20 protein-coding genes are annotated in these 26,283 nt (G+C 38.5%); 13 read left to right on the top strand and 7 right to left on the bottom strand.

What is annotated here, in order from left to right; translation table 11 throughout:
* The first annotated feature begins 44 nt into the window (after positions 1-44).
* Together nirC and cobA are read left to right on the top strand one after the other, a co-directional pair.
* On the top strand, positions 45-860 hold the full coding sequence (nirC, locus tag ACJZU6_RS07675) for a nitrite transporter NirC (RefSeq protein WP_080157734.1): 816 nt from the start codon (positions 45-47) through the stop codon (positions 858-860).
* A gap of 38 nt (positions 861-898) precedes the next feature.
* Positions 899-1,723, top strand: coding sequence for a uroporphyrinogen-III C-methyltransferase (gene cobA / locus ACJZU6_RS07670; protein ID WP_107277253.1), 825 nt, complete (start codon positions 899-901; stop codon positions 1,721-1,723).
* An 85-nt stretch (positions 1,724-1,808) separates the two neighbouring features.
* Here cobA and pgsA read toward each other — a convergent pair whose 3' ends face one another.
* From pgsA to uvrY, 3 genes are all read right to left on the bottom strand, one after another.
* Positions 1,809-2,366 carry a CDP-diacylglycerol--glycerol-3-phosphate 3-phosphatidyltransferase gene (pgsA, locus tag ACJZU6_RS07665; RefSeq protein WP_080157780.1) on the bottom strand — a complete coding sequence of 186 codons (558 nt, stop codon included), beginning with the start codon at positions 2,364-2,366 and terminating at the stop codon, positions 1,809-1,811.
* A gap of 132 nt (positions 2,367-2,498) precedes the next feature.
* Complete coding sequence (gene uvrC, locus ACJZU6_RS07660; RefSeq protein WP_408900014.1) at positions 2,499-4,349, bottom strand: excinuclease ABC subunit UvrC; 1,851 nt, start codon at positions 4,347-4,349, stop codon at positions 2,499-2,501.
* Entirely contained in the window at positions 4,349-4,993 is a 645-nt protein-coding gene (uvrY, locus tag ACJZU6_RS07655) for a UvrY/SirA/GacA family response regulator transcription factor (protein ID WP_080157737.1), read from the bottom strand. Before uvrY ends, uvrC begins: the two co-directional genes overlap by 1 nt.
* 655 nt (positions 4,994-5,648) lie before the next feature.
* Between uvrY and ACJZU6_RS07650 the strand changes: the two genes are divergently transcribed.
* The 5 genes from ACJZU6_RS07650 (at position 5,649) to ACJZU6_RS07630 (ending at position 12,807) form a co-directional block, all read left to right on the top strand.
* Positions 5,649-6,200, top strand: coding sequence for an ECF-type riboflavin transporter substrate-binding protein (locus tag ACJZU6_RS07650; RefSeq protein WP_080157738.1), 552 nt, complete (start codon positions 5,649-5,651; stop codon positions 6,198-6,200).
* Between the two features lie 2 nt (positions 6,201-6,202).
* The gene (locus tag ACJZU6_RS07645; RefSeq protein WP_408900013.1) at positions 6,203-7,897 is read left to right on the top strand and encodes an ABC transporter ATP-binding protein; all 1,695 of its coding nucleotides are present in this window, start codon (positions 6,203-6,205) and stop codon (positions 7,895-7,897) included.
* Positions 7,898-7,899: 2 nt separating this feature from the next.
* Positions 7,900-8,742, top strand: coding sequence for an energy-coupling factor transporter transmembrane component T family protein (locus ACJZU6_RS07640; RefSeq protein WP_408900012.1), 843 nt, complete (start codon positions 7,900-7,902; stop codon positions 8,740-8,742).
* A 374-nt stretch (positions 8,743-9,116) separates the two neighbouring features.
* Complete coding sequence (locus ACJZU6_RS07635; protein WP_408900011.1) at positions 9,117-10,076, top strand: TAXI family TRAP transporter solute-binding subunit; 960 nt, start codon at positions 9,117-9,119, stop codon at positions 10,074-10,076.
* A gap of 127 nt (positions 10,077-10,203) precedes the next feature.
* Positions 10,204-12,807 carry a TRAP transporter permease gene (locus ACJZU6_RS07630; protein WP_408900010.1) on the top strand — a complete coding sequence of 868 codons (2,604 nt, stop codon included), beginning with the start codon at positions 10,204-10,206 and terminating at the stop codon, positions 12,805-12,807.
* A gap of 56 nt (positions 12,808-12,863) precedes the next feature.
* On the opposite strand, the gene lgt is transcribed toward ACJZU6_RS07630, so the two are convergent.
* Positions 12,864-13,664 carry a prolipoprotein diacylglyceryl transferase gene (gene lgt / locus ACJZU6_RS07625; protein ID WP_080157742.1) on the bottom strand — a complete coding sequence of 267 codons (801 nt, stop codon included), beginning with the start codon at positions 13,662-13,664 and terminating at the stop codon, positions 12,864-12,866.
* 296 nt (positions 13,665-13,960) lie between these two features.
* Between lgt and ACJZU6_RS07620 the strand changes: the two genes are divergently transcribed.
* From ACJZU6_RS07620 to ACJZU6_RS07600, 5 genes are all read left to right on the top strand, one after another.
* On the top strand, positions 13,961-14,353 hold the full coding sequence (locus ACJZU6_RS07620) for a hypothetical protein (RefSeq protein WP_080157743.1): 393 nt from the start codon (positions 13,961-13,963) through the stop codon (positions 14,351-14,353).
* A 223-nt stretch (positions 14,354-14,576) separates the two neighbouring features.
* A complete protein-coding gene (locus ACJZU6_RS07615) occupies positions 14,577-15,950 on the top strand; it encodes a TolC family protein (RefSeq protein ID WP_408900009.1) in 1,374 nt (457 codons plus the stop codon).
* A gap of 8 nt (positions 15,951-15,958) precedes the next feature.
* Positions 15,959-17,677 carry an efflux RND transporter periplasmic adaptor subunit gene (locus tag ACJZU6_RS07610; RefSeq protein WP_408900008.1) on the top strand — a complete coding sequence of 573 codons (1,719 nt, stop codon included), beginning with the start codon at positions 15,959-15,961 and terminating at the stop codon, positions 17,675-17,677.
* Entirely contained in the window at positions 17,677-20,841 is a 3,165-nt protein-coding gene (locus tag ACJZU6_RS07605; RefSeq protein ID WP_408900007.1) for an efflux RND transporter permease subunit, read from the top strand. Before ACJZU6_RS07610 ends, ACJZU6_RS07605 begins: the two co-directional genes overlap by 1 nt.
* A gap of 3 nt (positions 20,842-20,844) precedes the next feature.
* Positions 20,845-21,375, top strand: a complete 531-nt coding sequence (locus ACJZU6_RS07600) for a copper-binding protein (RefSeq protein WP_080157747.1) — start codon at positions 20,845-20,847, stop codon at positions 21,373-21,375.
* Positions 21,376-21,439: 64 nt separating this feature from the next.
* Here the strand turns inward: ACJZU6_RS07600 and ACJZU6_RS07595 are convergent, their stop codons facing one another.
* The 3 genes from ACJZU6_RS07595 to ACJZU6_RS07585 all read right to left on the bottom strand — a co-directional run bounded on the left by ACJZU6_RS07595 (position 21,440) and on the right by ACJZU6_RS07585 (position 24,221).
* A complete protein-coding gene (locus tag ACJZU6_RS07595; protein ID WP_107275694.1) occupies positions 21,440-22,522 on the bottom strand; it encodes an aspartate/glutamate racemase family protein in 1,083 nt (360 codons plus the stop codon).
* A 224-nt stretch (positions 22,523-22,746) separates the two neighbouring features.
* Entirely contained in the window at positions 22,747-23,238 is a 492-nt protein-coding gene (locus ACJZU6_RS07590) for a DUF1456 family protein (protein ID WP_080157749.1), read from the bottom strand.
* A gap of 77 nt (positions 23,239-23,315) precedes the next feature.
* Entirely contained in the window at positions 23,316-24,221 is a 906-nt protein-coding gene (locus ACJZU6_RS07585) for a hypothetical protein (protein ID WP_080157750.1), read from the bottom strand.
* 182 nt (positions 24,222-24,403) lie between these two features.
* Between ACJZU6_RS07585 and ACJZU6_RS07580 the strand changes: the two genes are divergently transcribed.
* Positions 24,404-25,873: a lytic transglycosylase F gene (locus ACJZU6_RS07580; RefSeq protein WP_080157751.1), complete on the top strand. Its 1,470-nt coding sequence runs from the start codon at positions 24,404-24,406 to the stop codon at positions 25,871-25,873.
* Positions 25,874-26,283: the final 410 nt, after the last annotated feature.

Here is a 26,283-nt window from a genome sequence, read left to right as displayed (position 1 = left end):
TATTAGCTTATGACAAACAGTTTTAATTTCTACAGGGAAAATGTATGTACGCTGATACCATCAAAAAATGCTCCGCTAATGCGGCACGTATTGTTGAATTTGCACAAAAAGAGAAACTCGGATTTTGGCTAAGCTCTGCTATGGCTGGCGCTTACGTTGGTTTGGGCATTATTTTAATTTTCACACTTGGCAATATGGTCGATCCAAGTATTAGACCCCTTGTAATGGGATCGACATTTGGCATCGCTTTAACCTTAGTGATTATTGCTGGATCTGAACTTTACACTGGGCACACTATGTTTTTAACTTTTGGTGTGAAAACAGGTCAAATCACCGTTGCTGACACATTACGTGTATTACCCCAAACATGGATGGGAAATCTATTAGGTTCGGTTGGCGTTGCCCTACTTTTCTTTTATGCCGGTGGTGGCAAACTTTTAAACGATGGTAACAGCCTATTAAATAATGTTGCTATGGCAAAAACTGCAGCTCCAGCGTCGGTATTACTGTTTAAAGGCATGCTATGTAACTGGCTTGTTTGTTTAGCTATTTGGATGTGTCAACGCGTTGAAGGTTCAGCAAAATTCATTGCCATTTGGTGGTGTTTATTGGCCTTTATTGCTTCAGGATTTGAGCACTCAATCGCTAATATGACTATTTTTGCTCTATCTTGGTTTGGCGATCACAAAGACGCATTTACCCTCGTTGGTATTGGACATAACTTATTGTGGGTAACAATCGGTAATACGCTTTCTGGCGTAGTATTTATGGGCTTAGGCTATTGGTTTACAACACCAAAATCACAACGTCCAATGATTAAATCAGCAACAGCTGATACTCAAGTACAGCAATCAATATAATTATGCCGACCATAATGACACAGTTTTGGAGTAAACTTATGCACCCATCAGACACTTTATATGCGTTATCTACCCCAACTGAAATCGGTAAAGTGATTCTTGTTGGTGCAGGCCCAGGTGATCCTGATTTACTTACAGTCAAAGCACTACGCTTGATTCAACAGGCTGATGTCATTATTTATGATCGCTTAGTCTCACAAGAGATCGTTGATCTCTTTCCTCCTCGCTGCCAAGCCATTTTTGTAGGGAAAGAAGCCGGTAATCATTGTGTGCCTCAACAGCAAATTAATCATCTGTTAGTTGAACATGCATTAGCTGGTAAACAAGTCGTACGTTTAAAAGGTGGCGATCCGTTTATTTTTGGCCGCGGGGGGGAAGAATTAGAAGCTTTACTGCCATTTAATATTCCTTTTGAAGTCGTACCGGGGATCACTGCGGCATCTGGATGTGCAGCATATGCAGGCATTCCATTAACCCATCGCGATCACGCCCAAAGTGTGCAATTTATTACTGGGCATTTAAAACAAGATCAAGATCAAATAGATTGGTTATCACTGGCGCGCGCTAAGCATACGTTAGTGTTTTATATGGGATTAAATCAAAGCAGTGTTATTCGTCATAAATTAAGTGCTTATGGTATGTCGCTAACAACACCTATAGCCATTATTGAGCGTGGTACAACGATCCACCAACGCGTATTAACAGGAGAACTCGCTCAAATAGAAATACTTGCTCAACAAGCTGCTAGCCCTGCTTTAATTATTATCGGTAGCGTTACTCAGTTATCCCAACAACTAAATTGGTTTAATCAACAACCAGATACACTAACCAATATAGAACAAGAGATGCAACGTTATGGTTAAGTTCGGCTGACTTACTAAGTTATAAACACAAAAAAGCGAGCCATTAGCTCGCTTTTTTATTTATTAACAGATAATTAAAATCTATTTAGTGATTGTCTGCGTTTAACAAATCACCTTTTGCCGCTTTAAGATACTGTACCATTGACCAGTAAGTTAACACCATTGCAATATATAGTGATGCATAACCTAGCCATACAACGTATTGATGCGGATGCCATAGTAATAGTAATAAGGCAAACATTTGTGATGCTGTTTTTACTTTACCAACCCATGAAACGGCAACACTTGCACGTTTACCTAGTTCAGCCATCCACTCTCGTAATGCTGAAATAATAATTTCACGGCCAATCATAGTAATAGCAGGAACAGTTACCCATAAAGTATGATAATGCTCAACCACTAGCACCATTGCAGTTACAACCATTAATTTATCAGCGACGGGATCAATAAACGCACCAAAACGTGTCGTTTGATTAAGCTTACGCGCAAGATAACCATCAAACCAATCTGTTACACCTGCTACCCAAAAGATTAACGCAGTAGCAAACGCCGACCATTCATAAGGTAAATAAAAGGCAATAACGAAAAATGGAATAAGAATGAGCCGGATAAAACTTAAAATATTTGGGATTGATAAACGCATAATTTTATTCTTATGTTCAAGATCTGGGCCTAACATACAATCTAGACTACTCTAAAAAAGTAAAAGAGTGTGCCTTTTCTGTAAATTTAACCAATAAAGTACTGTAGCAATGATGACCTTCAAAGCGACAGACTAACCATGTTGCAATGCATCGACTATTTTTTCCGCTAAAGCCAAGCTGATACCAGGTACTTTAGCAATTTCTTCTTTACTCGCTTTTTTCAGTTCTTGCATTCCACCCATATATTTTAATAAAGCCTGACGCCGTTTAGGTCCAACTCCCTCGACATCTTCGAGAGTACTACGTTTTCTTACTTTTGCTCTCTGGGCACGGTGACCACTGATTGCATGATCATGACTTTCATCACGAATGTGTTGTATTAAATGTAACGCGGGAGAATCGCTTGGCATAGAAAATTCTTCACCAGTAACGAAAATTAACGTCTCTAACCCAGGTTTTCGCGTCGTTCCCTTTGCAACACCCACTAACATTGGTCGTTTTGGCCAATCAGCGATATAAGGTTTTACAACATCATACGCTCTTGAGAGTTGACCTCTACCCCCATCAATGAAAATTATGTCTGGAATTTTATCTAATTCCATGTTTTTACTATACCTACGCTCTAATACTTGCGCCATAGCTGCGTAATCATCACCCCCCGTTATACCCGTAATATTATAACGGCGATATTCTTGCTTTAACGGGCCTTCATGATTAAAGACAACACAAGATGCCACGGTTTTTTCACCCATGGTATGACTAATATCAAAACATTCCATTCGAGAGATAGGTTTTAAGTTTAATGCTTGTTGCAATGCAAAGAAACGCTCTTGAATTGTCATTCGATGATTTAATTTACTGGTTAACGCGGTTTCTGCATTTGTTTGTGCTAATTGTAGATATTTTGCTCGTGTTCCACGCGGATGATACTTAATCGTAATTTTACGACCAGCAAGTTCAGACAAAGCAGTTAAAATAGCCTCACTACCATCCCCAAGTTCTTCACTTAATAAAATAAGGCTCGGTATGACACGACCTTCAGCTTGATTAAAATAAAACTGGGTGACAAAACTTGATAGCACTTCGGTTAACGATGCATCAACGGGCATTTTAGGAAAATAACTACGACTACCTAAAATCTTCCCCTGACGAATATACAAACCATGAATACACGCCATACCGTTTTGATGTGCAATACCAATAACGTCTAAATCATCTTCATTATCTTGACTAACAAATTGTTGCTCTTGAATTCGACGTAGAGCTTGAATCTGATCGCGATATATAGCTGCCCGTTCAAAATCAAGCGCCATACTCGCCTGCTCCATTTTTTCCACCATGGTATTGATCACTTGTCGATCTTTACCTTGAAGAAATAAACGTACCCACTGCACTTGCTGTTGATAATCATCATCAGAGATTAATCCAGCGACACAAGGACCAGAGCAACGACCGATTTGATACATTAAACAAGGACGACTACGATTAGCGTAAACAGAATCTTCACATTGACGAATTGGAAATATTTTCTGCATCAAGTGCAAACTGTCACGCACGGCAGAAACATCAGGATAAGGACCGAAATATTCACCTTTGCGACGTTTAACACCACGATGAATAGATAAACGAGGATGTTTACTGGCACTTAACAAAATATAAGGATAAGACTTATCATCACGTAACAAGACATTATATTTAGGTAAATACTGTTTGATATAATTGTGTTCAAGGATCAATGCTTCAGTTTCAGTGTGAGTCACTGTTACATCGACTTTACAAATATTTTTAACTAACGCGCGTGTTTTTTCGCCCGCAACATTGGTTCGAAAATAACTTGATAAGCGTTTTTTGAGATCTTTCGCCTTACCAACATAGATCACTTCACCGCTGGCGTCATACATACGGTAGACGCCAGGTTGGTGAGTTACCGTTTTGAGAAAACTTTGCGCATCAAAAACGGTATCATCGACATGATTAGACACTATAGCGTCTCAGTATCAAGCATGCCGTGACGAATCGCTAGATGTGTTAACTCAACATCACCACTAATATTTAACTTATTAAATAAACGATAACGGTAACTATTTACAGTTTTAGGACTTAAACTTAATTGCTCAGATATATCAGTAACTTTTTGTCCTTTAGTGATCATCATCATGATCTGTAATTCACGCTCAGACAGCTCTTTAAATGGGTTTTCTGAATCTGGCGCGAACTGACTTAAAGCCATTTGTTGGGCAATTTCAGAAGAAATATATCGCTGACCACTATTAACCATACGAATAGCATTCACCATTTCATCAGGCCCAGCTCCCTTGGTTAAATAACCCGAGGCACCGGCTTGCATAACTTTTGTTGGGAATGGATTTTCAGTATGTACGGTTAATACAATAATTTTAATCTCGGGATTGAAGCGTAATATTTTACGAGTAGCTTCAAGACCACCAATACCTGGCATATTCATATCCATAAGAATAATGTCGGCATGATTACTACGACACCATTTTACGGCATCCTCACCACTGACGGCTTCCCCTACCACTTTAATACCACGGACATCTTCAAGAAGACGTCGGATCCCTGTGCGAACCAGTTCGTGATCATCTACAAGGAATACATTAATCAAGCTGTATCTCCAATATGATTTGGCTCTGCACCCTGCCACTATGGCGGGACAGCTAACTCACTAATACTTATAATTCTACCTCAACTTAACCATGAACCTCATACTGATTCTGTGTATCAGCGCAAAGTTTCACATAAAGTTAAGGCTTGACAGTTTACGGTTACCTATTTTTTACGCGCTGTAAAATAATGACCGTTGTTCGATTATTGTCTATTTTATAATAAAAATAAAGCCCCAAAAAATACCTATGTCTAGATGTGGACAATACAATGATAAAAAATAACCAAATCAGTAAGATATAACAATCTATTAACCTTATTTTGATAAGGTTAATTAATGCTGATTAATCCTTAGCCGTCTAGATGTAAAGCGTTCCTTTCCGAGAAAGATTACGTTATCATAGCGCCGCTTTTGGTTTCACATTCTATATATACGACGTTTTCACATTAAAAAGACTTACACCGCTCTTGCTTAATAATGGATTATTAATGCGGAGTTACCACCAATGATAGTGATTACTATCACGGTACTCTGCTGATTGGCTTGGTCTATCTAATCTGTAATACGATGATTATAACCATTAGTATCTATTATCCAATTATTGCATTGCATCGATGACAGCGTGTCTCGATGACTGAGTTAACAAGGTTAAGTTATGAGTCTTTCTGCTAAAACAGTTGTTGTTATTGCAATTGGTGCAGCCCTATATGGTATTGGTGGTTTACCTATGTTTGGTATTCCTATCTTTGCTAACACCACGCTTAAACCTGCGATGGCAGTCTTAGCCTTATTCGCCGTTCTCTTTGGGCCTTTAGTTGGCTTTCTTGTCGGTATTATAGGTCACTGGGTGACAGACCTTTTTGCTGGCTGGGGTGTATGGTTTACATGGGAACTGGGCTCAGGCATTGTTGGCTTAATTATTGGTCTTTACCCGATGCTCACCCGTGGCCGTTTAGAGATGGGACGTTTTTCTAATCTAGATTTTAGTCTCTTTGTCGCTCTAGCCTTTGTTGCCAATGTTGTAGGTTATGGCTGCTCCGCCTTTCTTGATGCCATCCTCTATGCCGAACCCTTTACTAAGGTATTAGTGCAATTAGTTATTATTGCGCTTAGTAATACCGTTATTATCGCCGTTGTTGGTCATTTAATCCTAACGTCAGTGGCTAAACGTAAGCAGCAAAGCTTCAACTTAAAAGAGGCTTACTAATAATGAGTATCGTCTTTAACAACTTTTCGTTTAAATATTGGGCACTTGAAAACCCGACTCTAAAAAATATTAACCTAACAATTAATAAAGGCGAAAAGATTGCCATTATTGGTCCAAGTGGTTGTGGAAAATCAACATTAGGCCAATGCCTTAATGGGCTTATTCCTCATGCGATCAAAGGTGACTGTAGTGGTGAGCTTTACATTAATGGTAAAAATACTCGTCAGCTAGATCTGGATCACTGCACCAGTATGGTCGGTACTGTATTACAAGATACCGATGGTCAATTTGTAGGATTAAGTGTGGGGGAAGATATTGCCTTTGCACTTGAAAACCAAATGATTCCACAGCAACAAATGCGCGAAATTGTACAAGCAACGGCTGACATGGTCGACTTAAACAGCATTTTATACCACTCTCCTTTTGATTTAAGTGGCGGCCAAAAACAGCGGGTTTCACTTGCTGGCGTGATGGTTGATGACGTTGATATTTTGTTATTTGATGAACCTTTAGCAAGCCTTGATCCTAAAACAGGCAAAGCTGCGATTGAAATCATTGATAACCTCCATAAAGATTCAAACAAAACGGTAATCATCATTGAACACCGTTTGGAAGATGTATTACATCGCCCAATTGATCGTATTATTATGATGGAGCGTGGTGAAATTATTGCTGATATGACACCCGATGAGCTATTGGCTAGCCCATTACTGCAACAACATGGTATTCGTGAGCCACTCTATATCTCTGCAATAAAAGCGGCTGGCTGTACAATCACAGCTGAAGATAAACCCGCTTATTTTTCAACCATTAAACTTGATAAATTTAAGCCTCAAATTGAGTCGTGGTTTCATCAAGTTAAGCTCGCCCCAATAGAGCCAGAAAAAGATGTTCTATTGAGCATTAAAAACCTCAGTTACTCTTATGATGGTGTTCGCAATACGCTAGATGATGTTAGCTTTGATATCCACAAAGGCGAGTTTGTTGCCATTATGGGGAAAAATGGCTCTGGTAAATCGACTATCACTCGTTTAATCATGGGTGTATTAGAAGCAGATTGCGGTACTATTTCTCTCAATGGTAACGATTTAGCTAATCAATCTATTTTTGAGCGTAGCCAGCACATTGGTGTGGTGATGCAAAACCCTAATCATATGATCTCACACCATATGATTTTTGATGAAGTCGCATCAGGCCTACGTAACCGTGGCATGGATGAAGCGCAGATTAAAATCAAAGTAGAAGCAACCCTCAAATTATGTGGTCTTGGTCGCTATCATCACTGGCCTATTGATGCATTAAGCTTTGGCCAAAAAAAACGCGTTACTATTGCGACAATGTTAGTCCTTGAACCAGACTTGTTGATCTTAGATGAGCCAACTGCGGGACAAGATTATCATCACTACGCGGCTATGATGACATTTATTCAAGAACTTAATCAAACACTAGGGCTCACCATTGTGATTATTTCGCATGATATGCACTTAGTCCTTGAATATACTCAACGCGCAGTTGTTATTGCCGACAATCGCTTATTAGCTGACGATAAAGTTAATCATATTTTTAGCCAACCAACATTATTAGATCAAGCAAACTTAACGGTTACGAGCTTATACTCATTGGCTCAAGCTATTGGTATTGAAAATATTGATCAATTTATTCGCTGTTTTATCGCCCACGAACTAAAAAATAAATAACCATGAAAAGCAAACATTTAAAATTTGGCATTAGTTATGTCAACACCCACTCTTGGTTACATGCCCTAAACGGTATTACCAAGTTTGTGTTATTTATGGCATGGGTAACAATGGTGCTAATCACCTTTGATCTACGCGTTATTTGCGGATTAATTATCGTGGGTTTATTGCTACTTAAAGCCACTAAAATTCCATTTGCTGTCTATAAACCATTGTTAGTTGGTACTGCTCTGGTGTTATTAATGAATGCATTGTTTATGTTTTTGATTGCCCCTCAACAAGGCACTGACTACATGCATTCAACAACCGTCCTAGTACACCTTTTTGGACACTACAATATTACTCTTGAAACTGTGTTCTATTTACTAACGGTTACGCTTAAATATTTCAGTATGTTTCCCATTGCGTTGGTATTTGTTTTTACGACCCATCCAACAGAGTTTTCTGCCAGTTTAAATAAACTAGGTGTACCTTATCGTATTGCTTACGCCGTCAGCCTCACTTTGCGTTATTTACCTGAAGTAATGAAAGATTTCACCAATATAATGCATGCTCAGCAAGCACGTGGCGTGGATATTTCAAAAAAAGCGCCAGTCATGACTCGTATTCGTAATGTTGCCAAAATTCTTGGGCCACTGATTTTTTCAAGTTTAGATCGCGCGGATGTGATCTCCAATGCAATGACACTGCGTGGTTTTGGACGCAATAAAAAGCGTACTTGGTATAGCTTAAAACCAATGACAAAAAATGATGCTATTGCGTTAATAATTATTGCCCTTGTACTTGGATTTGGCATTCTGCATCGTTATCAATCTGCAACGTTATTTTGGTATCCTTTTCATTAAGACGGCTTCTAAAGCATAATGAAAAACCGTCATTTATTGGCGGTTTTTTCGTTTAACCCCCTGTAACTATTAACTTCATTTGATTATTCCCATCACTATTTTCATTTCATCTCTTCTTAGCAATATTACCCAATTTCTCAAATCATAAGAAAAGTAGTTTTTTACTTATTGTCAGTCCATTAATTAAACCGTACTTTAAATTAACAAAAAACAAACTTAACGCTTACTAGTCAAACAACCAGTCGCGTTTTTATAACTAAAAATCATTAAAAAACACAACAAACATACTCATAAATACAAAAACAGCATAAATGCCATGGTGATAAAGAAAACAACAATTATCACTCTGTAATAATCATTAAAAGGATTTTAAAATGAAACTACTCGCTATTATTAGTGCCTTCGGCGGAATACTTTGCTCAAGTTTTGCAACCGCAGCCGATAGCTTTATCTCGATCGGCACAGGGGGTCAAACGGGAGTTTATTACATTGCCGGCCAATCTATTTGTCGATTTGTAAACCGTACTACGGATAGTCACCACATCAAATGTAATGCGCCAACCAGTGGCGGTGGCGTTGCTAATGTAAATGGCCTTCGCAGTCACGAATACAATTTTGGCATCATGCAGTCTGATCATCAGTTTAAAGCACTTAATGGCTTATCTCCTTTTCAAGATCATGGCAAAATGACCGATATTCGTGCGGTTTTCTCTCTACAAAGTGAAGTATTTACCATTCTTGCTCGTGAAGATTCAGGGATTAAAACCTTTGATGATTTAAAAAATAAACGCGTAAACTTAGGCAATCCCGGTTCAGGGCAGCGTGATACGTTTGAGCAGATTTTAACGGTTAAAAATTGGAATAGTGATATTTTCAGTTTGGTTTCTGATCTCAAACCAGCCGAACAAGCGCCTGCAATGAGTGATAATAAAATAGATGCAATGAGCTACTTTGTTGGTCACCCAAATGGCGCGATTCAAGAAGCTTCTACCACAACAGATACTCGTTTAATTGCGGTTACAGGCCCTGAGATTGATGCACTATTAAAAGAAAAGAGCTATTTCACAAAAGCGATTATTCCTGGTGGCATGTACCGTGGTAATCCTAATGATACTGTTTCAATTGGAGGTAAAGCGGTGTTATCAACCAACGCTGACACTGATCCTGAAATGGTGTACCAATTGGTGAAGTCAGTCTTTACTAATATCGATCGCTTCAAACGCCTGCATCCTGCTTTTGCGGATCTCAAAGAAACTGACATGATAAAAGCAGGCTTAACCGCTCCACTGCACGATGGCGCTATTCGCTACTACAAAGAACGTGGCTGGATGTAACTTCACCACCAAGCGAGATAATTCTTCTATCTCGCTTACCCTTCTTTTATTAATGAAAATAGACAGCAAATTATCGTTTTAATTGTGCTCCCTGTTTTCATTAGTACCAACTTGTAAGTGAATACATATGGCTCAACATAATCTAATATCCGATAATCCACTTTCGACAGAAGATCTGATTGCGAAAGATGTCGGTGCACGTTTACCGACTGGCATTATGGCAAAAGTAATTACTTTGCTCGCAATTTCATGGTCACTATTTCAATTGTGGATCGCATCCCCGCTGCCTTTTATTATTGGTATTGGGGTTTTTAATGACACCGAAACCCGTGCCATTCATTTAGCCTTTGCGCTTATTCTCGCTTTTTTAGTTTTTCCAGCACGCCAGTCTTCCGCAACCGATCGAGTTCCCTACAGTGATATCGCTTTAGGGATGATTGCGGCAGCCACTTCATTGTATTTGTTTGTCATGTACCATGAATTAGCCCAACGCCCTGGCAGCTTAACCCAACTTGATCTTGTAGTGGCTTGTATTGGTTTACCATTATTATTAGAAGCCGCTCGACGAGTGTTAGGCCCTGCATTGCCTCTTATTGCACTAAGTTTTATTGGGTATAGTTTTGCAGGTCCTTGGATGCCAGGGCTACTTGCTCATCGCGGAGTGCAATTTGCTTCTCTTGCGAACCATCAATGGATCACTACCGAAGGTGTATTTGGAATCGCACTAGGGGTATCCACCAGCTTTGTTTTTTTGTTTGTGCTATTTGGCGCTTTACTTGAGCGTGCAGGTGCTGGACATTATTTTATTCAATTAGCCTTTAGTTTATTAGGGCACCTTCGTGGTGGGCCAGCAAAAGCCGCAGTAGTTGCATCAGGGCTAACTGGATTAATATCTGGATCATCAATAGCTAATGTTGTCACAACGGGCACATTTACTATTCCAATGATGCGCAAAGTCGGGTTTAGCAAGGAAAAAGCGGGCGCAATAGAAGTAGCTTCATCAGTAAATGGGCAGATTATGCCGCCAGTTATGGGCGCAGCAGCTTTCTTAATGGTGGAATATGTCGGCATTCCTTATATCGATATTATTAAGCATGCCTTTTTGCCTGCGGCTATTTCATACATTACTTTGCTTTATATTGTTCACTTAGAAGCCCTAAAACTGGGAATGACCGCAATTAATCCTAAACAACATAAGCCATGGCTAGTACGCTTAACCAGCTTTAGCTTTGGTTGTTTGTTAATCAGTGGATTTTCGTTAGCAATCTATTATGGCTTAGGATGGATCAAACCATTATTAGGTAATTATGCAGCTTATGCCATTGGCGGTTTACTAATTACGGTTTATCTCTGTTTATTAAAAGTGGCAGCCACTCATCCACCATTACCCACAGATGATCCTGATGCGCCATTAGATGAATTACCAGAAACACGCAGTGTCTTATTAGCAGGGTTACATTTTATCTTACCGGTTGTGGTCTTAGTGTGGTGTTTAATGGTCGAGCGTTTATCTCCAGGGTTATCCGCTTTTTGGGGCTCGGTGATGCTGGTTGGTATTATCATCACTCAACGTCCGCTACTGAGCTTATTACGTAAAGACGGCTATCATTATGGTGATTTCAATGATGGTAAAAATGATCTGATTGAAGCTTTAATTGCAGGCTCACGCAATATGATAGGAATAGGTATCGCCACTGCTACCGCGGGTATTATTGTGGGTGCGGTTTCTCAAACCGGAGTCGGATTAATTTTAGCTGATTTGGTTGAGATGCTATCAATGGGTAATTTAATGCTGATGCTAATTTTATCAGCACTATTAAGCCTTATTCTTGGAATGGGGCTACCCACTACGGCTAACTATATTGTTGTTTCAAGCTTATTAGCACCAGTGATAGTGACACTTGGTCAGCAAAATGGCTTAATTGTACCGTTAATCGCTGTACATTTATTTGTGTTCTACTTTGGCATTATGGCCGATGTAACTCCTCCAGTTGGGTTAGCCTCATTTGCCGCTGCCGCCGTATCAAAAGGCGATCCAATAAAAACCGGGATCACAGCGTTTTATTACAGCTTACGTACTGCTGCATTACCGTTTTTGTTTATCTTTAATACTGATTTATTATTGATCGATGTCACTGTGAGTCATGGCATTATTATCTTCATTATTGCGACTATTGCGATGCTTATTTTTGCGATGGCAACCCAAGGTTGGTTTATTACGCGTAATCGTTGGTATGAAAATATCGCATTATTATTGATCTCCTTTACTCTATTTCGTCCCGGTTTTTGGCAAGACTTAATAGTGGATCCTTTTCAAAATATTGCGCCAACACACTTAGTAAAAACTCTTGATACTCTACCTACAGGTGATGTTATTCGAATGCGAATTGCAGGTGAAGATGCGATTGGTAAACACCGAGAGTTTAGCGTGTTATTTACCGTTCCTAAGGGGGATACTGGCCAACAAAAACTAGCAAACATTGGCATTGAAACCTATCAAAGCCAAGGCAAGACATTGATTGACATGGTAACTTTTGGCAGCCCTGCCGCTAAAGAGCAATTACAATTTGATCAACAAATTCTCGATATTAGAGTTCCGGTTGAACGCTGGCGTAAAGAATGGTTGTGGTTGCCAGCGATATTATTATTTGGTGTTATTATTCAAAATCAGCGTCGACGTTTAATATCAGTACCAATAGCAAAAACACCACAAAAATCCGCTACCGTATAAACAAAAAAAGCCGATCATCTGATCGGCTTTCTATTGTCTATTTTAAAAGTATTAGATTAGCTATTTTTAGCGTGTTGTAAACGACGTTCTCTTTGGCCTTTAATCACCAAATAGATACCCACTAAAATAAATGGAATACTTAATAACTGACCGGTATTAATCACCATATCGGTTGAGTAATCCGCTTGGTGTACTTTAATAAATTCGAGTAAGAATCGTACTGTCATCACCAAGACTAAGAACCAACCCAACAGCAATCCTTTATACTTACCGATATCGGTTTTTCTATATAAAGCAAATAATAAGAAGAATATTGCTAAGTAAGAAAAGCCTTCATAAAGCATAACTGGATGACGTGGTATTAAATCAACACGTTCAAACACAACCGCCCATGGCAAATTACTTGGGGTGCCTAAGATTTCCGAGTTAAAGAAATTACCAAAACGGACAAAGAAACCAAATAATGCAGTTGCTATTGCTAATCGGTCAAGAAGCCACATACGGTCAATAGCATACTTTTTACTGTAATAGTAAACCGCAATAATTAAACCTAAGCCGCCACCATGACTAGCAAGTCCACCTTCCCACACAGCAAAGATTTTCGCTGGATGTGCCCAGTAGTAATCTGGATCATAGAACACTACATGAAATAATCGAGCGCCAACAATGATACCGACAACGGCATACATAAGTAATGAATCTAAGCTTTCAATTGGCTTATTTTCACGTTGATAAATTGACTTCATAACTTGGAAGCCAAACGTAATAGCGAGCGCAAATAGCACGCCATACCAATGTATCTTTAAACCAAAGAATGACACTAGTATTGGATTAACATCCCAAACAAAATGATTCAAACAAGATTACCTTCTGAGTGAACAATAGCCAAAAACAATAGATGCTATCGAGAATGATTACAGATTAGCAAGAAAAACCAGTGGGGTGAATAAACCGCAGCTTAATTTCTCAAACTATTTATGATAAATACGATTAATAATTCAGCAAATAAAAATCATTAAACAATATAACTAACATTTTGATGCATTATATTTGGCATTTTATGCCTTAATAACACACCACATTATAATTAATGCTTGACGTCAAATAGTAATAATTGCATATAATAACGTCTAACTTTACTTAAAGGCTTAAGATGTATATTAAACGTCTTCGCACAATTTGGATTACAAGCTTTACGCTTATAGCATTATTGCTATCAAGTGTTGCTTCCAGTGCGCCTTTAATGTCGATAAAAATGCTCAGCATGAATAATTCAATGATGGTAATGTCATCAACGATGGATTGCTGTGATGATGAATCAATGCTCGATCATCAACACCACCAAGCACAACAATCGGCAGCACATTGCGATAAAATGGGTGGCGTTGATAATTGTTGCTCTATCGCATGTTTAAGTAATATTGCTTTTCTCCCGAGCCAATTTGAAAACTTATTTCAGCCATCAAATCTGACGCTCATCGCTATAGAAAAAACACACCAATTAAATACTACCACGCCAACGTTATATCGCCCTCCAATAGCATAAATCCGTTTAATCTATTTTTACTCACGACATCATTATTGTCCGTGATAGATTAATTGTATCTTATGATCTGTATTTAATTATTTTGCAGCAGATCTAAGATCACCATAAGCCTTATTTAATTCAATGACTGTTCTAGGCCGTTATTACTTAGTTAACTGCGTAATAATAATTAGATCATCACTTATATTGTTTTATATTCGCTTATGGAAGACTGGATTACGTTATGAACGTTACAACTTCTATGCTCGTTCTGGTTATCAGTGCTAGCGCGATAACACCAGTAACACTGTTTGCGTCACCATCAACAACTGCAGCGACAAAAACACAGCAATCGCAACAATTGACACAACTGATCACTAAAGCGATTAAAAACGATGCCAATATGGCGCAAATTAGTGCTCAGCAACATGCAATGCAGGAAACCAGCTTAGGTACCAATAGCTTACCTGATCCCAAGTTAAAACTGGGTATCGGTGGTTTACCTACGGATAGTTTTTCTCTAAACACTGATCCAATGACCACATTATCAATTGGTTTAATGCAGCAATTTGACCGTGGTAACACCCTTGATTTACAGCAACAAAAAGGCGAGATTCAAGCGCAAGCTATTGGTACACAACAAGCGGTTCGTGAACTTGATATTACCAATAAAATGACCCAATTATGGTTAGAATTAGGCTATCAACAATCTGTTTATCGTACCTTACAACGTAACCACCGTCTTGTAACTGAATTAGCTAATTTCACCAAGACTAATTACGCTATCGGTAGTGGTGAAGCTCAAGACTTACTCCAAGTTAAACTGCAAGTCGTTAAGATAGAAGACAAATTACAAACAAATCTACAAACACAGCACCGTATCATGGCACAACTGTCTGAATGGCTGGGCACTGATTGGCTTACAACGCAAACAATAGTCCAAGCATCAAACCAGTTATCTTGGCAACGTCTTAACCAATTAATGCCGCGTTTAACCGCCACTAACCAACATTATTCATTACTGAAACAACATCCAATGGTGCTTATTGCCAATAGTGCTATTTCAGCTAATGAAACCCAAGTCGCCATTAGTCAACAAGCCTATAAACCTCAATTTGGTATTGAAGTTATGTATGCCTCTCGCCAAGCCAATGGTATGTCAGGCAAACCAGCCTCTGATCTAGTGAGTGCCTATCTCACCATGGATTTACCGCTATTTACTGATAACCGTCAAGATCACCATTATGCGGCGGCGCAATATCAAGTAGGAGCGGCAAAATCACAACGTGATCTATTGCTCAATCAAATGAACGCCAAGGTAAATGCCTTACTGGTTGAACGTGATAATTTAAGCCAGCGCTTATCGCGTTATACAACCACCCTACTTACTCAAGCAAAAGCACGTACGCAAGCTGTTGAGCGTGGTTATCAAAATAATACGGCGCAATTTAATAATGTAATCACCGCAGCCACTGATGAACTCGCTTTAGTCATTGAACAAGCACGGGTTATTACCGACTTAAACATTACTAACAGCAACTTAGCCTCATTAGTCAATGGTTTTGATGTTCAACCACACTCGTTACAGCTTCAGCACTCAACAACCATCAATAAGTAGGTAATATCATGACGTCACAAAATACCGTTAAAATTGCGGCTGTTGCCTTACTTATTGGTACAGCTATTGGAGTTAGTGCTACATATTATATGTCACATCATTCTGTATCGATGGACTCAAAAGCGACCACTTCAAACAGTGAACCCTTGTATTGGGTTGCTCCAATGGATCCCAATTACCAACGTGATAAACCGGGTAAATCACCAATGGGGATGGATCTCATTCCTGTTTATGCAGAAAAAGATGCTGCAAAAGAAAATGTTGCCGGTACGGTTATTATTGATGCTGCGGTTGAAAATAACTTAGGCGTAAAAACTGCTGCTGTTATTAAGCAAAAACTAACACCTAAGATCGACACTATTGGTTACGTTGATTTTGATGAAAGTCAGCTCTGGCAAACCAATATTCGAGTCAGTGGTTGGGTTCAAAAATTATACGTCAATGCTGTTGGTGAACAGGTACATAAAGGCGATGTGTTATTTACTCTTTATTCGCCTGAATTAGTCAAATCTCAGCAAGAATTACTTAATGCTTATCGCACAGGCCGTAGTGGTTTAATGCAAGGTGCCCGTGATCGTTTAGCCGCTCTTGGCGTCGACAAACAACAAATTAAACACATTATTAAAACGGGGAAAGCAACGAAGACCATTGAAGTCAAAGCTATCGCTGATGGTGTTATTGCAAGCTTAAATATTCGTGAAGGGGGCTATTTATCACCCGCACAAGCCGCTATTAGCGCTGGGCCTCTTAATGAAGTCTGGGTCAATGCTGAAATATTTGAGCGCCAAGCACATTGGATAACCACAGGTAGCAAAGCAAATATGACACTAGACGCTATTCCTGGCCAACAATGGCAAGGCAAAGTTGATTATGTTTACCCTATTTTAGATCCAAAAACGCGTACATTACGGATGCGGTTAAAGTTTGCTAATCATAATGAGCAATTAAAACCCAATATGTTCGCCAATATTACCCTCACCCCAAAAACAGAAACTGCTGTTCTCACTATTCCGACTCAAGCCGTGATTCGATCAGGCAATATGACCCGCGTTGTACTCGCTGAAGGTAATGGAAAATACCGATCAGTAAAGATCCGTATTGGTCGTGAAGCTGATAATCTCGTGGAAGTTATCGCAGGATTAACCACGGCTGATCGTATTGTCACCTCTGCACAATTTATGCTTGATTCCGAATCCAGTAAAAGTGCCGATCTCTCACGTATTAATGGTGTCGACAGTGTCGATAAAGCCACCACCGTCACTTGGGCTCAAGGAGAGATCACTGCGATCAATGCTGATCAAACAATATTAACCATCAACCACCAGCCAGTCAGTGCTTGGAATTGGCCTGCGATGACAATGGATTTTAATATTGATAAAAATATAAAAATTAAAGACTTAGTCGTTGGTCAACAGATTAAATTTGAGCTACAAAAAACAGCCGATAATCAATATAACATCATTAATTATAAAAAGCAGAAGCACAATATAGCTAATGAAGTATGGGTAAACGGTGATATCTCAATGTTAATGCCTGCATTTAATATGATCACGGTTAACCACCAAGCAGTACCTGAATGGAAATGGCCTGCGGGTGAAATGAATTTTACCGTCGACGATAGTATTGCATTAACCGATCTTAAACAAGGGCAATCGATTCGGTTTAAGCTGATTAAGAATGGCAGTGATTACACTCTGCAAGATATTAAACCAATGGAGAATAAATAATGATCCCTGCTATTATTCGTTGGTCAATCAATAACCGTTTATTGGTATTAATTGCGGCCTTATTTTTAACCGTTGCTGGCTTATACAGCGTTAAAAATACCCCCGTCGATGCCCTGCCGGATCTGTCTGATGTTCAAGTCATCATTAAGACCAGTTACCCAGGTCAAGCACCACAAGTGGTCGAAGATCAAGTCACTTACCCATTAACAACAGCCATGTTAGCCGTACCGGGCGCTGAAACGGTCCGTGGCTATTCTTTCTTTGGCGATTCCTATGTCTATATTATCTTTAATGATAAGACTGACATGTATTGGGCTCGCTCTCGTGTACTTGAATATTTAAGCCAAGTTGCACCTAAGTTACCCGCCAATGCAAAACCAACCTTAGGCCCAGATGCGACTGGGGTTGGCTGGATTTACAGTTATGTATTACAAGATAAAACAGGTAAGCATGATTTAGCCGAATTACGTAGTTTACAAGATTGGTTTCTAAAGTATGAACTTCAAACTGTTGCAGGTGTTTCTGAAGTTGCAACCGTTGGTGGTATGGTCAAACAATACCAAGTTCAAATCGATCCGTCCAAACTACGGGCCTATAACCTCACGTTACAGCAAGTAAATATGGCGATTCAAAACGGTAACCAAGAAACCGGTGCTTCCGTTATTGAAATGGCTGAAGCCGAACATATGGTGCGTACTACAGGTTATTTAACCAATATCGAGGACATAAAATCACTGCCATTAAAAGTAACCGAAAATGGTACGCCACTGTTACTCGGGGATATTGCAGATATTAACATTGGTCCGCAAATGCGCCGGGGTATTTCTGAATTTAATGGTGAAGGTGAGGCTGTCGGTGGTGTTATTGTGATGCGCTTTGGCGAAAATGCCAGTCAAGTCATCGCCAACATCAAAACTAAACTGGCACAGTTACAACAAGGCTTACCAGCAGGTGTTGAGATTGTAGCCACTTATGATCGCTCAACATTAATTGACCATGCGGTGAAGAATCTGTGGCAAAAACTCGCGGAAGAATTCCTTGTGGTTGCCATCGTCTGTGCACTATTTCTATTCCACATTCGTTCTTCATTAGTAATAGCGATTAGCTTACCGATTGGTATTTTATCTGCTTTTATCATCATGCATTGGCAAGGTATTAATGCCAATATCATGTCACTAGGCGGTATCGCTATTGCAATCGGTGCAATGGTTGACGGTGCAATTGTAATGATAGAAAACGTGCATAAACACATTGAACGTACCCCACTTACCGATGAAAACCGTTGGCAAGTGATAGGTAAAGCGGCAGAAGAAGTCGGTACACCCTTGTTCTTCTCATTACTGATCATTACCTTAAGTTTTGTTCCCGTGTTCGCGCTCGAAGGACAAGAAGGCAAGATGTTCTCGCCATTAGCATCAACTAAAACCTACGCTATGGCAGCAGCGGCTGGTTTAGCGATTACTCTAGTCCCCGTATTAATGGGCTATTTTGTTCGCGGTAAAATTTTACCTGAACATAAAAACCCCGTGAACCGTGCTGTGATTGCACTTTACCGACCATTATTGAATGTAAGTCTTAAGTTTCCAAAAACAATCATCGTTATTGCGCTGTGTTTAATGGCTTCTTCGTACTACCCATTAACGAAACTTGGCAGTGAATTTATTCCACCGTTAGACGAAGGTGATTTGATGTATATGCCAACCACCTATCCGGGGATCTCTATCGGTAAGGCTCGTCAGTTATTACAACAAACCAATAAACTGATTAAAACAGTCCCAGAAGTCGCTACGGTTTGGGGCAAAGTAGGTCGAGCAGATACAGCAACCGATCCTGCACCATTAACCATGATAGAAACCGTGATCCAATTCAAGCCACGAGATCAATGGCGAAAAGGTGTCACCACTGAGTCTTTACGCAAACAATTAGATCAATTGATCCAATTTCCTGGTTTAACTAACGCATGGGTAATGCCGATCAAAACCCGTATTGATATGTTAGCCACAGGTATCAAAACACCTATTGGGATCAAAATCGCAGGCCCAGATCTAAAAGTTATCGAAAAGATCGGTGCAGAACTTGAGCCTATTTTAAATAATATCAAAGGTACTACCTCGGTTTATGCCGAGCGTGTTGCAGGAGGCCGTTATATCACGGTTGATATTAATCGCCGCCAAGCAGCACGGTATGGATTAGCTATTAAAGATATTCAACAGATAGTTTCGACCGCAGTTGGTGGAATGAACGTGGGTGAAACCATTGAAGGCTTAGAACGTTATCCTATTAATGTACGTTACCCACAATCTTACCGTGATTCAGCGGTTAAATTGCAAAATCTACCGTTAATTACCCCCAATGGTGCCCGTATCGCATTGGCTGATGTTGCGGATATTCGTTACGAAGATGGACCACCAATGATCAAAACTGAAAATGCACGTCCAAATGGATGGGTTTTTGTCGATATTGATCAACGAGATTTAGGTTCTTACGTTGCCGAAGCACAACAAGTAGTTACGAAACAATTAAAACTGCCCGCAGGTTATTCATTAGCATGGTCTGGTCAGTATGAATATATGGAACGCGCAAAAGCCCGTTTGAGTATTGTTACCCCAATTACTCTTGCCATTATTATGCTGCTACTTTATTTCAGTTTCCGCCGCGTGCAAGAAGTCTTCATTATTATGGCTACCCTACCATTAGCGATGGTGGGTGGTTTATGGCTGATGTTCATGCTTGGATTTAATTTCTCAATTGCTGTTGGCGTTGGCTTTATCGCGCTCTCTGGTGTCGCGGTTGAAATTGGCGTGATTATGTTGGTGTACTTAAATCAGTCATGGGCATTTAAAAAACAGGATGCACAAGAGCAACAACGTGCATTAACCGCTGCTGATTTACAACAAGCGATCAGTGAAGGGGCTGGATTACGTGTACGCCCAGTAATGATGACAGTCTTAACCGTTATCATTGGTTTGATACCAATAATGTATGGCTCAGGTACGGGTTCTGAAGTCATGCAACGCATTGCCGCACCTATGATTGGCGGAATGGCATCTGCACTGTTACTGACGTTATTAGTATTACCAGCCACCTTCAAGCTTTGGAAAAGTCGCGAGCTTAATACCAAGACCACAACATCATTAAATTCATCATCAATTACAAAGGAATGAGTCATGAAAAAAACACTGCTTACTTTAATACTAGCCTTAACAACCACAACAGCGATGGCTGCAATGGACCACTCAACCATGGATCACGCAGCAATGGATCATAGTGGTATGGATCATTCACAAATGGATACCACTAAAATGGACCATCAAATGATGAACATGAAAAGTATGTCTGATGTCGGCATGCCAGCCCTAGGTTCAAAACCGAATAAAGTAGTTTATGTCACCCTTAGTGATGATATGACGATCACCCTTAAAAAAGCCACTGATATTCAACCTAATGATGTGGTGCAATTTGTGGTGATGAATACAGGAAAAATGACGCATGAATTTTCAATTGGCTCACCACAAGAACAAGCACAATCTCGACAAATGGGGAAAGGTCACCATACAGAGAATGGCAATGCAGTAATGGTCGCACCAGGAAAAGCCAAACAAGTATTATGGCACTTCCATGGCAGTAACAAGATAGAATTTGCTTGTAATATGGAAGGACATGCCACCGCAGGTATGACCCAAACCATCACGTTATAAGCCGTTATTAAAAATAAAAAACGAGGTAGATACTATTCTCTATCTCGTTTTATTTTACTATTTATTATTCAAAGTCAGAATAATAATTAGCTAGCTTGTTCGTTATAATCTTATCTAATATATTAATATCACTATAAACATCAATATTTAAAGCAACTAACTTTTGCTTAATATCCGTTGCCGACTCTGAAAAGAATAATGTCGGTAAATGAAAATAACTTCCAGCAAGACTCTGATTACGCTCAGTTAAATAATGCACCGTATAATCAAAAATACGCTGCTGAATCATAATCGCTTGATCTAATGAGCTAACATTAAAGGCCAGCGGTGTTGCCCAATCTAAGTGCTGCCCTTGGTAGGTTACCAACGGTTGAATTAATGCTTCACTTTGTCCTTGAGTAGACACTAATGCTTGTGCTAATGCCATTGATGCATCAATAACTTCAACATTTAACGGCAACATCCCTTGTGCTTTAAATCGTTGACAACTGGAGGCTGTTAAAGCTAATGGTAATTCAGTACAGCCCAATATCACTTTAGTACAACCTTGTTTAGCAATCTCATCACATATCACTTCACATAGTAGTGTTTCTGCTTGCTGAGTAATTTTAGCCGTTTTAATACCAAAATCAGGATTGTAAATAGCTTCCATTATCTTCACTTGGTTCTCAACAGCAGGCTGTGTCGCTTTAATTCCTTGCTCGGTTAAAGCTGTTTGATATAACCCTGACTCTATCAGACTATTAACGCCCATGACTAATACAGTATCTTGGTAACCTTGTAACGACGTTGCTGTTTGTTTAATCATATCAACAAAAGTTACTGGTATATCAGGCAATATCCGTCGAAATAATTCATGAGCGCTATTGCAAGCAAGACCAAGACGATCAACCGCTAAATATTGCATTAAGCGTAATGTATATACTGCGGTGTCAAATTTACGTAATTCAGGTATATCTGTTGGTAGCCATTGTTGCAGTATTTCTTGAGGCTTATAAGCTAAACGTGCATTACCGAAGGCAACAAATTGACATTCTTTATGCTCAGGCAATGAAGAAATTTTAGCCATTAAATCAACCATCGCTTCATTGCCCATTCCACCAATGATACCAATACGTGATTGTTTAAAATTATCCTTAATTTTCATAAGCTCAATGACTCATATTTATAATCGAAGTCGACAACTTATAGAATAACGGGCGTTTTTACTTTGATAAGTATAATGAAGAATGCAAATATATTGATTAATATGTTAGTAAATATTTCAAAAATATAAACCGTTTAATAACACCTATATTGATCAAATGACAGCCAATAAAAAAGCAGCTTTAATAAAAGCTGCTTTTTTGTCGTAAGTATCAACTAAAACAATTACTTATCGTCAATTGTTTCTTCTGATGGCTCAACGCCACGGTGGTTGATCTGTAATGCTTGTAAAAAATTACGTAGCACCTGATCTTTACAGTCACGATAATGTTTATGATCAACTTTACGGAAAAAAGCACTTAATTCATGCTTACTTAAACGAAAATCAACCAATTTAAACAAATCAAGTACGTCATCTGCTTTCAGGTTTAGTGCAATTTGTAATTTTCTAAAAATAATATTATTTGTGATTTTTTGCTCTGGCGCAGGCTGTTCACCTTCTTTCTTGCCACGCTTTTGATTAATAAAGCCATTTAAGAAAGTAGCAACTTGTTCATCAGAACAGCTCTTATAACCTTCTGCATCATCAGCTTTTAACCAACTGCAAACTTGCTCACGCGTTACTTCACAATCAGCAGCAGCAAAAATAGCGATCATTTCGCTATCATTTAAATCAAAAGTATAGCGAACACGGCGCAAAACATCGTTATTAGTCACAATTTATCCAATTTAGTATGCTGTGGTTGTAATAATCACAGCGAAATTATCAGCGCAGAATAACAGATAATTCATCGCTATTCACTCGAATCAAGCAGCTTTTGTACATCAAGCGTAGCAATTAATGCTTTATTGAGTGGCGTTTTCTCTGTTGTGATTAGTAACTTTCCAGCACCATACCAATGAATTCCTTCCCATTGTGAATAATTACCTAATCGCTTATAAATGCCCGTTGACCAATCTGGTTTATCATCCTTCACTTTTACAAGCCAAATAAATGAATAACCTAGATATATATTTCGGCGATAACCAATAAACGCCAATGTTGCTGTTTCAGGATTATAATCAACCCCTGTAATTAACCCTTTACTAGGGTATTCAGCGACCGGATTTAAATGCTGGACTTTATTTACTTCGCCTTTATCTATTTGATAAAGTCGAGTTTTCTCATCTTTCCAGTTTTTTGAAAATAACCATATCTGGTCACCAACAACCGTAATGGCTTCACTGTCATAGTTATGTTTGTTAAACCAACCTTTAGTAAAATCATTATATTGAAATTGTATTTTTGCCGCTGGTGTTACTGCTTGTTGTTGATTGAGGCCTTTTTGCTCTATTTTATAAATAACACCACCATTGCGTATAGTAAGGTTATTACCAATATCGCCAACATATAAAAATTGCTGATCTTGCGCTAAATCTTCCCAATCATAATTACGACTATTATTTACTTTTACGATTTGTGCAATACCCGTCATATCATGATTTAAACGATAAAGTTTATTATCACCATACGTATCGTTATGCGTCCAAATATCACCATTAATAATAGCCAAACCAGAGGTTTCGCTTATCTTTTTAGGCATATATGCCAAAATATCCACATAAAGAACATTACGTACAAAATAAGTGGCACCAAGACTACATAACAGCAGTAATAACACTACTGACAATCCAACAACAATTCTTTTTATTATCAGCATATTACCCGTATGAATTATATCTTTAAAAATTAATATCCTTGTATACTATCATTATATTGCGCGTATGAAAAACAGGAAAAAAACATACAAAAACCTAATATAAATAAGCAAATTTCACCATTACCAACCATAATTAATCTTAAACATATAAATTCCGTTCACTTCGGTATGGCAGCTAAATAATGATTAATATTCCACACCTCATTAAATATAAATACGGGCTCGCCGCATTGTGTTTACTATTAGTAAGTTTCCAGACTCACGCTGTTCAATTAGCACCACTTAGTGGCTCTGAATATGTGGGTGATTTAGCTGAATTAGAAAAAAAGCGGGTATTGCGAGTATTGGTTGCAGCAGATCTCGGTTTTTACTATATAGAAGATGGTATAACTAAAGGTATTATTGCCGATTTATTGCAGCATTTTGAGAAAGACATTCATAAAACACACCCAAAAATGCACTTACAAATTATTCCTGTCCATCGAGATAAATTGTTACCTTATATAGTTAAAGGCTTAGGCGACTTAGCCATTGCCAATATTACAATAACAACTGAACGTAAAAAACAAGTTGATTTTAGTCAACCTGTACTTACCAATATATCAGAAGTACTTATTAACAATATTAAACAGCCCCCCTTTAACAAAGTAACCGATTTAAGTGGTAAAACAATCTGGGTGAGAAAAAGTTCGAGTTACTATCAAAGTTTACTCAAAATTAATAATAAATTGCGCATGCAAAACTTACCACCCGCATCAATATTGTTTATTGATGAAACACTACAAGATTATGAATTATTAGAACTTATAAATTTAGAACTACTCAATGCAACAGTGATAGATAACCACAAAATAAAAATCTGGCAACCCATATTAAAAAATATCCGTGTTAATGATCATTTTGTTTTACGTAATGACGGTCAAATAGCTTGGGCGATACGTAAAGATAGCCCCAACCTAATGGCACTGGTTAATCGCTATATTGATACAGTAAAAGAAGGGACATTAATAGGTAATATTATTTACAGTAAATATATTGAAAACCATCGTTGGCTTAATACACTACTTGATCCTAATAATATCGATAAAATGGAAAGTTTATCGCATATTTTCTTTCGCTATTCAAAACAATACGACTTTGATTATTTAATGTTAATGGCGCAAGGTTTTCAAGAATCAGGGCTAAATCAACATAAAGTATCAAACAAAGGTGCCGTCGGTATCATGCAGGTACTACCCAGCACTGCTCGTGACCCTAGTGTAGATATTCCTAATATATATACATCAAAAAACAATATTCATGCTGGTGTAAAATATATGCGTTATTTACAAGACCAATATTTTAGCAGTGATGAAATTGATTATGATAATAAAATGTATCTCTCACTCGCTGCTTACAATGCAGGCCCTGGCAATATCAATAAAATGCGGCGTTATGCCAAAGAACAAGGTTATAACCCTAACGTTTGGTTTAATAATGTTGAACTTATTACCCGTAAACATATTGGATCACAACCGATTGTCTATGTGAATAACATCAATCGTTATTTCATTGTTTACAAACAAATAATGAAACTACAACGTTTCCGTGACTCTGGTATTCGCCCTTTTATTCCACCCTATAGATTTGATGCTCCAGTGTTATTTAAATAGCACATCAAAAATCAGTCATAATCACCATTAGCAATATGCACAATAGTGATTATGATTTTAAATTAGGTAGTGATAAATGTTTAGTTCGGCGATCATGTTTATGGAAATACCATAATTTACGGTTTTTGGATGATTTTTTCATTACAGCACCTGTAACAAGACTAATAGAGTAAATATCATTCTATTATCTATTGATAATGTAAATTAATACCAGTCGCAATCATAACTCATATTTCCAATATTACATTTTAATATTAGTACGATAAATTCACTCACAATATTAGCATTACTCTTTACCCTTCCAGATAGAAAATACTTAATTTAAAAAACTTTGCCTCATAATAAGCCATAACAACCTAATTAACTTAAATATTTCAATCACATAACATGAAACAAATCACAAAACATAA

Origin of the sequence: Photobacterium piscicola (genome assembly GCF_046058925.1) — a bacterium.
Lineage (GTDB): Bacteria > Pseudomonadota > Gammaproteobacteria > Enterobacterales > Vibrionaceae > Photobacterium > Photobacterium piscicola.
This window is presented reverse-complemented; position numbering and strand designations above follow the sequence as displayed.

Coding starts and splice junctions, on each gene's coding strand:
- nirC (WP_080157734.1), top strand. CDS start 45: ATGTACGCTGATACCATCAAAAAATGCTCCGCTAATGCGGCACGTATT.
- cobA (WP_107277253.1), top strand. CDS start 899: ATGCACCCATCAGACACTTTATATGCGTTATCTACCCCAACTGAAATC.
- pgsA (WP_080157780.1), bottom strand. CDS start 2,366: ATGCGTTTATCAATCCCAAATATTTTAAGTTTTATCCGGCTCATTCTT.
- ACJZU6_RS07650 (WP_080157738.1), top strand. CDS start 5,649: ATGAGTCTTTCTGCTAAAACAGTTGTTGTTATTGCAATTGGTGCAGCC.
- ACJZU6_RS07645 (WP_408900013.1), top strand. CDS start 6,203: ATGAGTATCGTCTTTAACAACTTTTCGTTTAAATATTGGGCACTTGAA.
- ACJZU6_RS07640 (WP_408900012.1), top strand. CDS start 7,900: ATGAAAAGCAAACATTTAAAATTTGGCATTAGTTATGTCAACACCCAC.
- ACJZU6_RS07635 (WP_408900011.1), top strand. CDS start 9,117: ATGAAACTACTCGCTATTATTAGTGCCTTCGGCGGAATACTTTGCTCA.
- ACJZU6_RS07630 (WP_408900010.1), top strand. CDS start 10,204: ATGGCTCAACATAATCTAATATCCGATAATCCACTTTCGACAGAAGAT.
- ACJZU6_RS07620 (WP_080157743.1), top strand. CDS start 13,961: ATGTATATTAAACGTCTTCGCACAATTTGGATTACAAGCTTTACGCTT.
- ACJZU6_RS07615 (WP_408900009.1), top strand. CDS start 14,577: ATGAACGTTACAACTTCTATGCTCGTTCTGGTTATCAGTGCTAGCGCG.
- ACJZU6_RS07610 (WP_408900008.1), top strand. CDS start 15,959: ATGACGTCACAAAATACCGTTAAAATTGCGGCTGTTGCCTTACTTATT.
- ACJZU6_RS07605 (WP_408900007.1), top strand. CDS start 17,677: ATGATCCCTGCTATTATTCGTTGGTCAATCAATAACCGTTTATTGGTA.
- ACJZU6_RS07600 (WP_080157747.1), top strand. CDS start 20,845: ATGAAAAAAACACTGCTTACTTTAATACTAGCCTTAACAACCACAACA.
- ACJZU6_RS07595 (WP_107275694.1), bottom strand. CDS start 22,522: ATGAAAATTAAGGATAATTTTAAACAATCACGTATTGGTATCATTGGT.
- ACJZU6_RS07585 (WP_080157750.1), bottom strand. CDS start 24,221: ATGCTGATAATAAAAAGAATTGTTGTTGGATTGTCAGTAGTGTTATTA.
- ACJZU6_RS07580 (WP_080157751.1), top strand. CDS start 24,404: ATGATTAATATTCCACACCTCATTAAATATAAATACGGGCTCGCCGCA.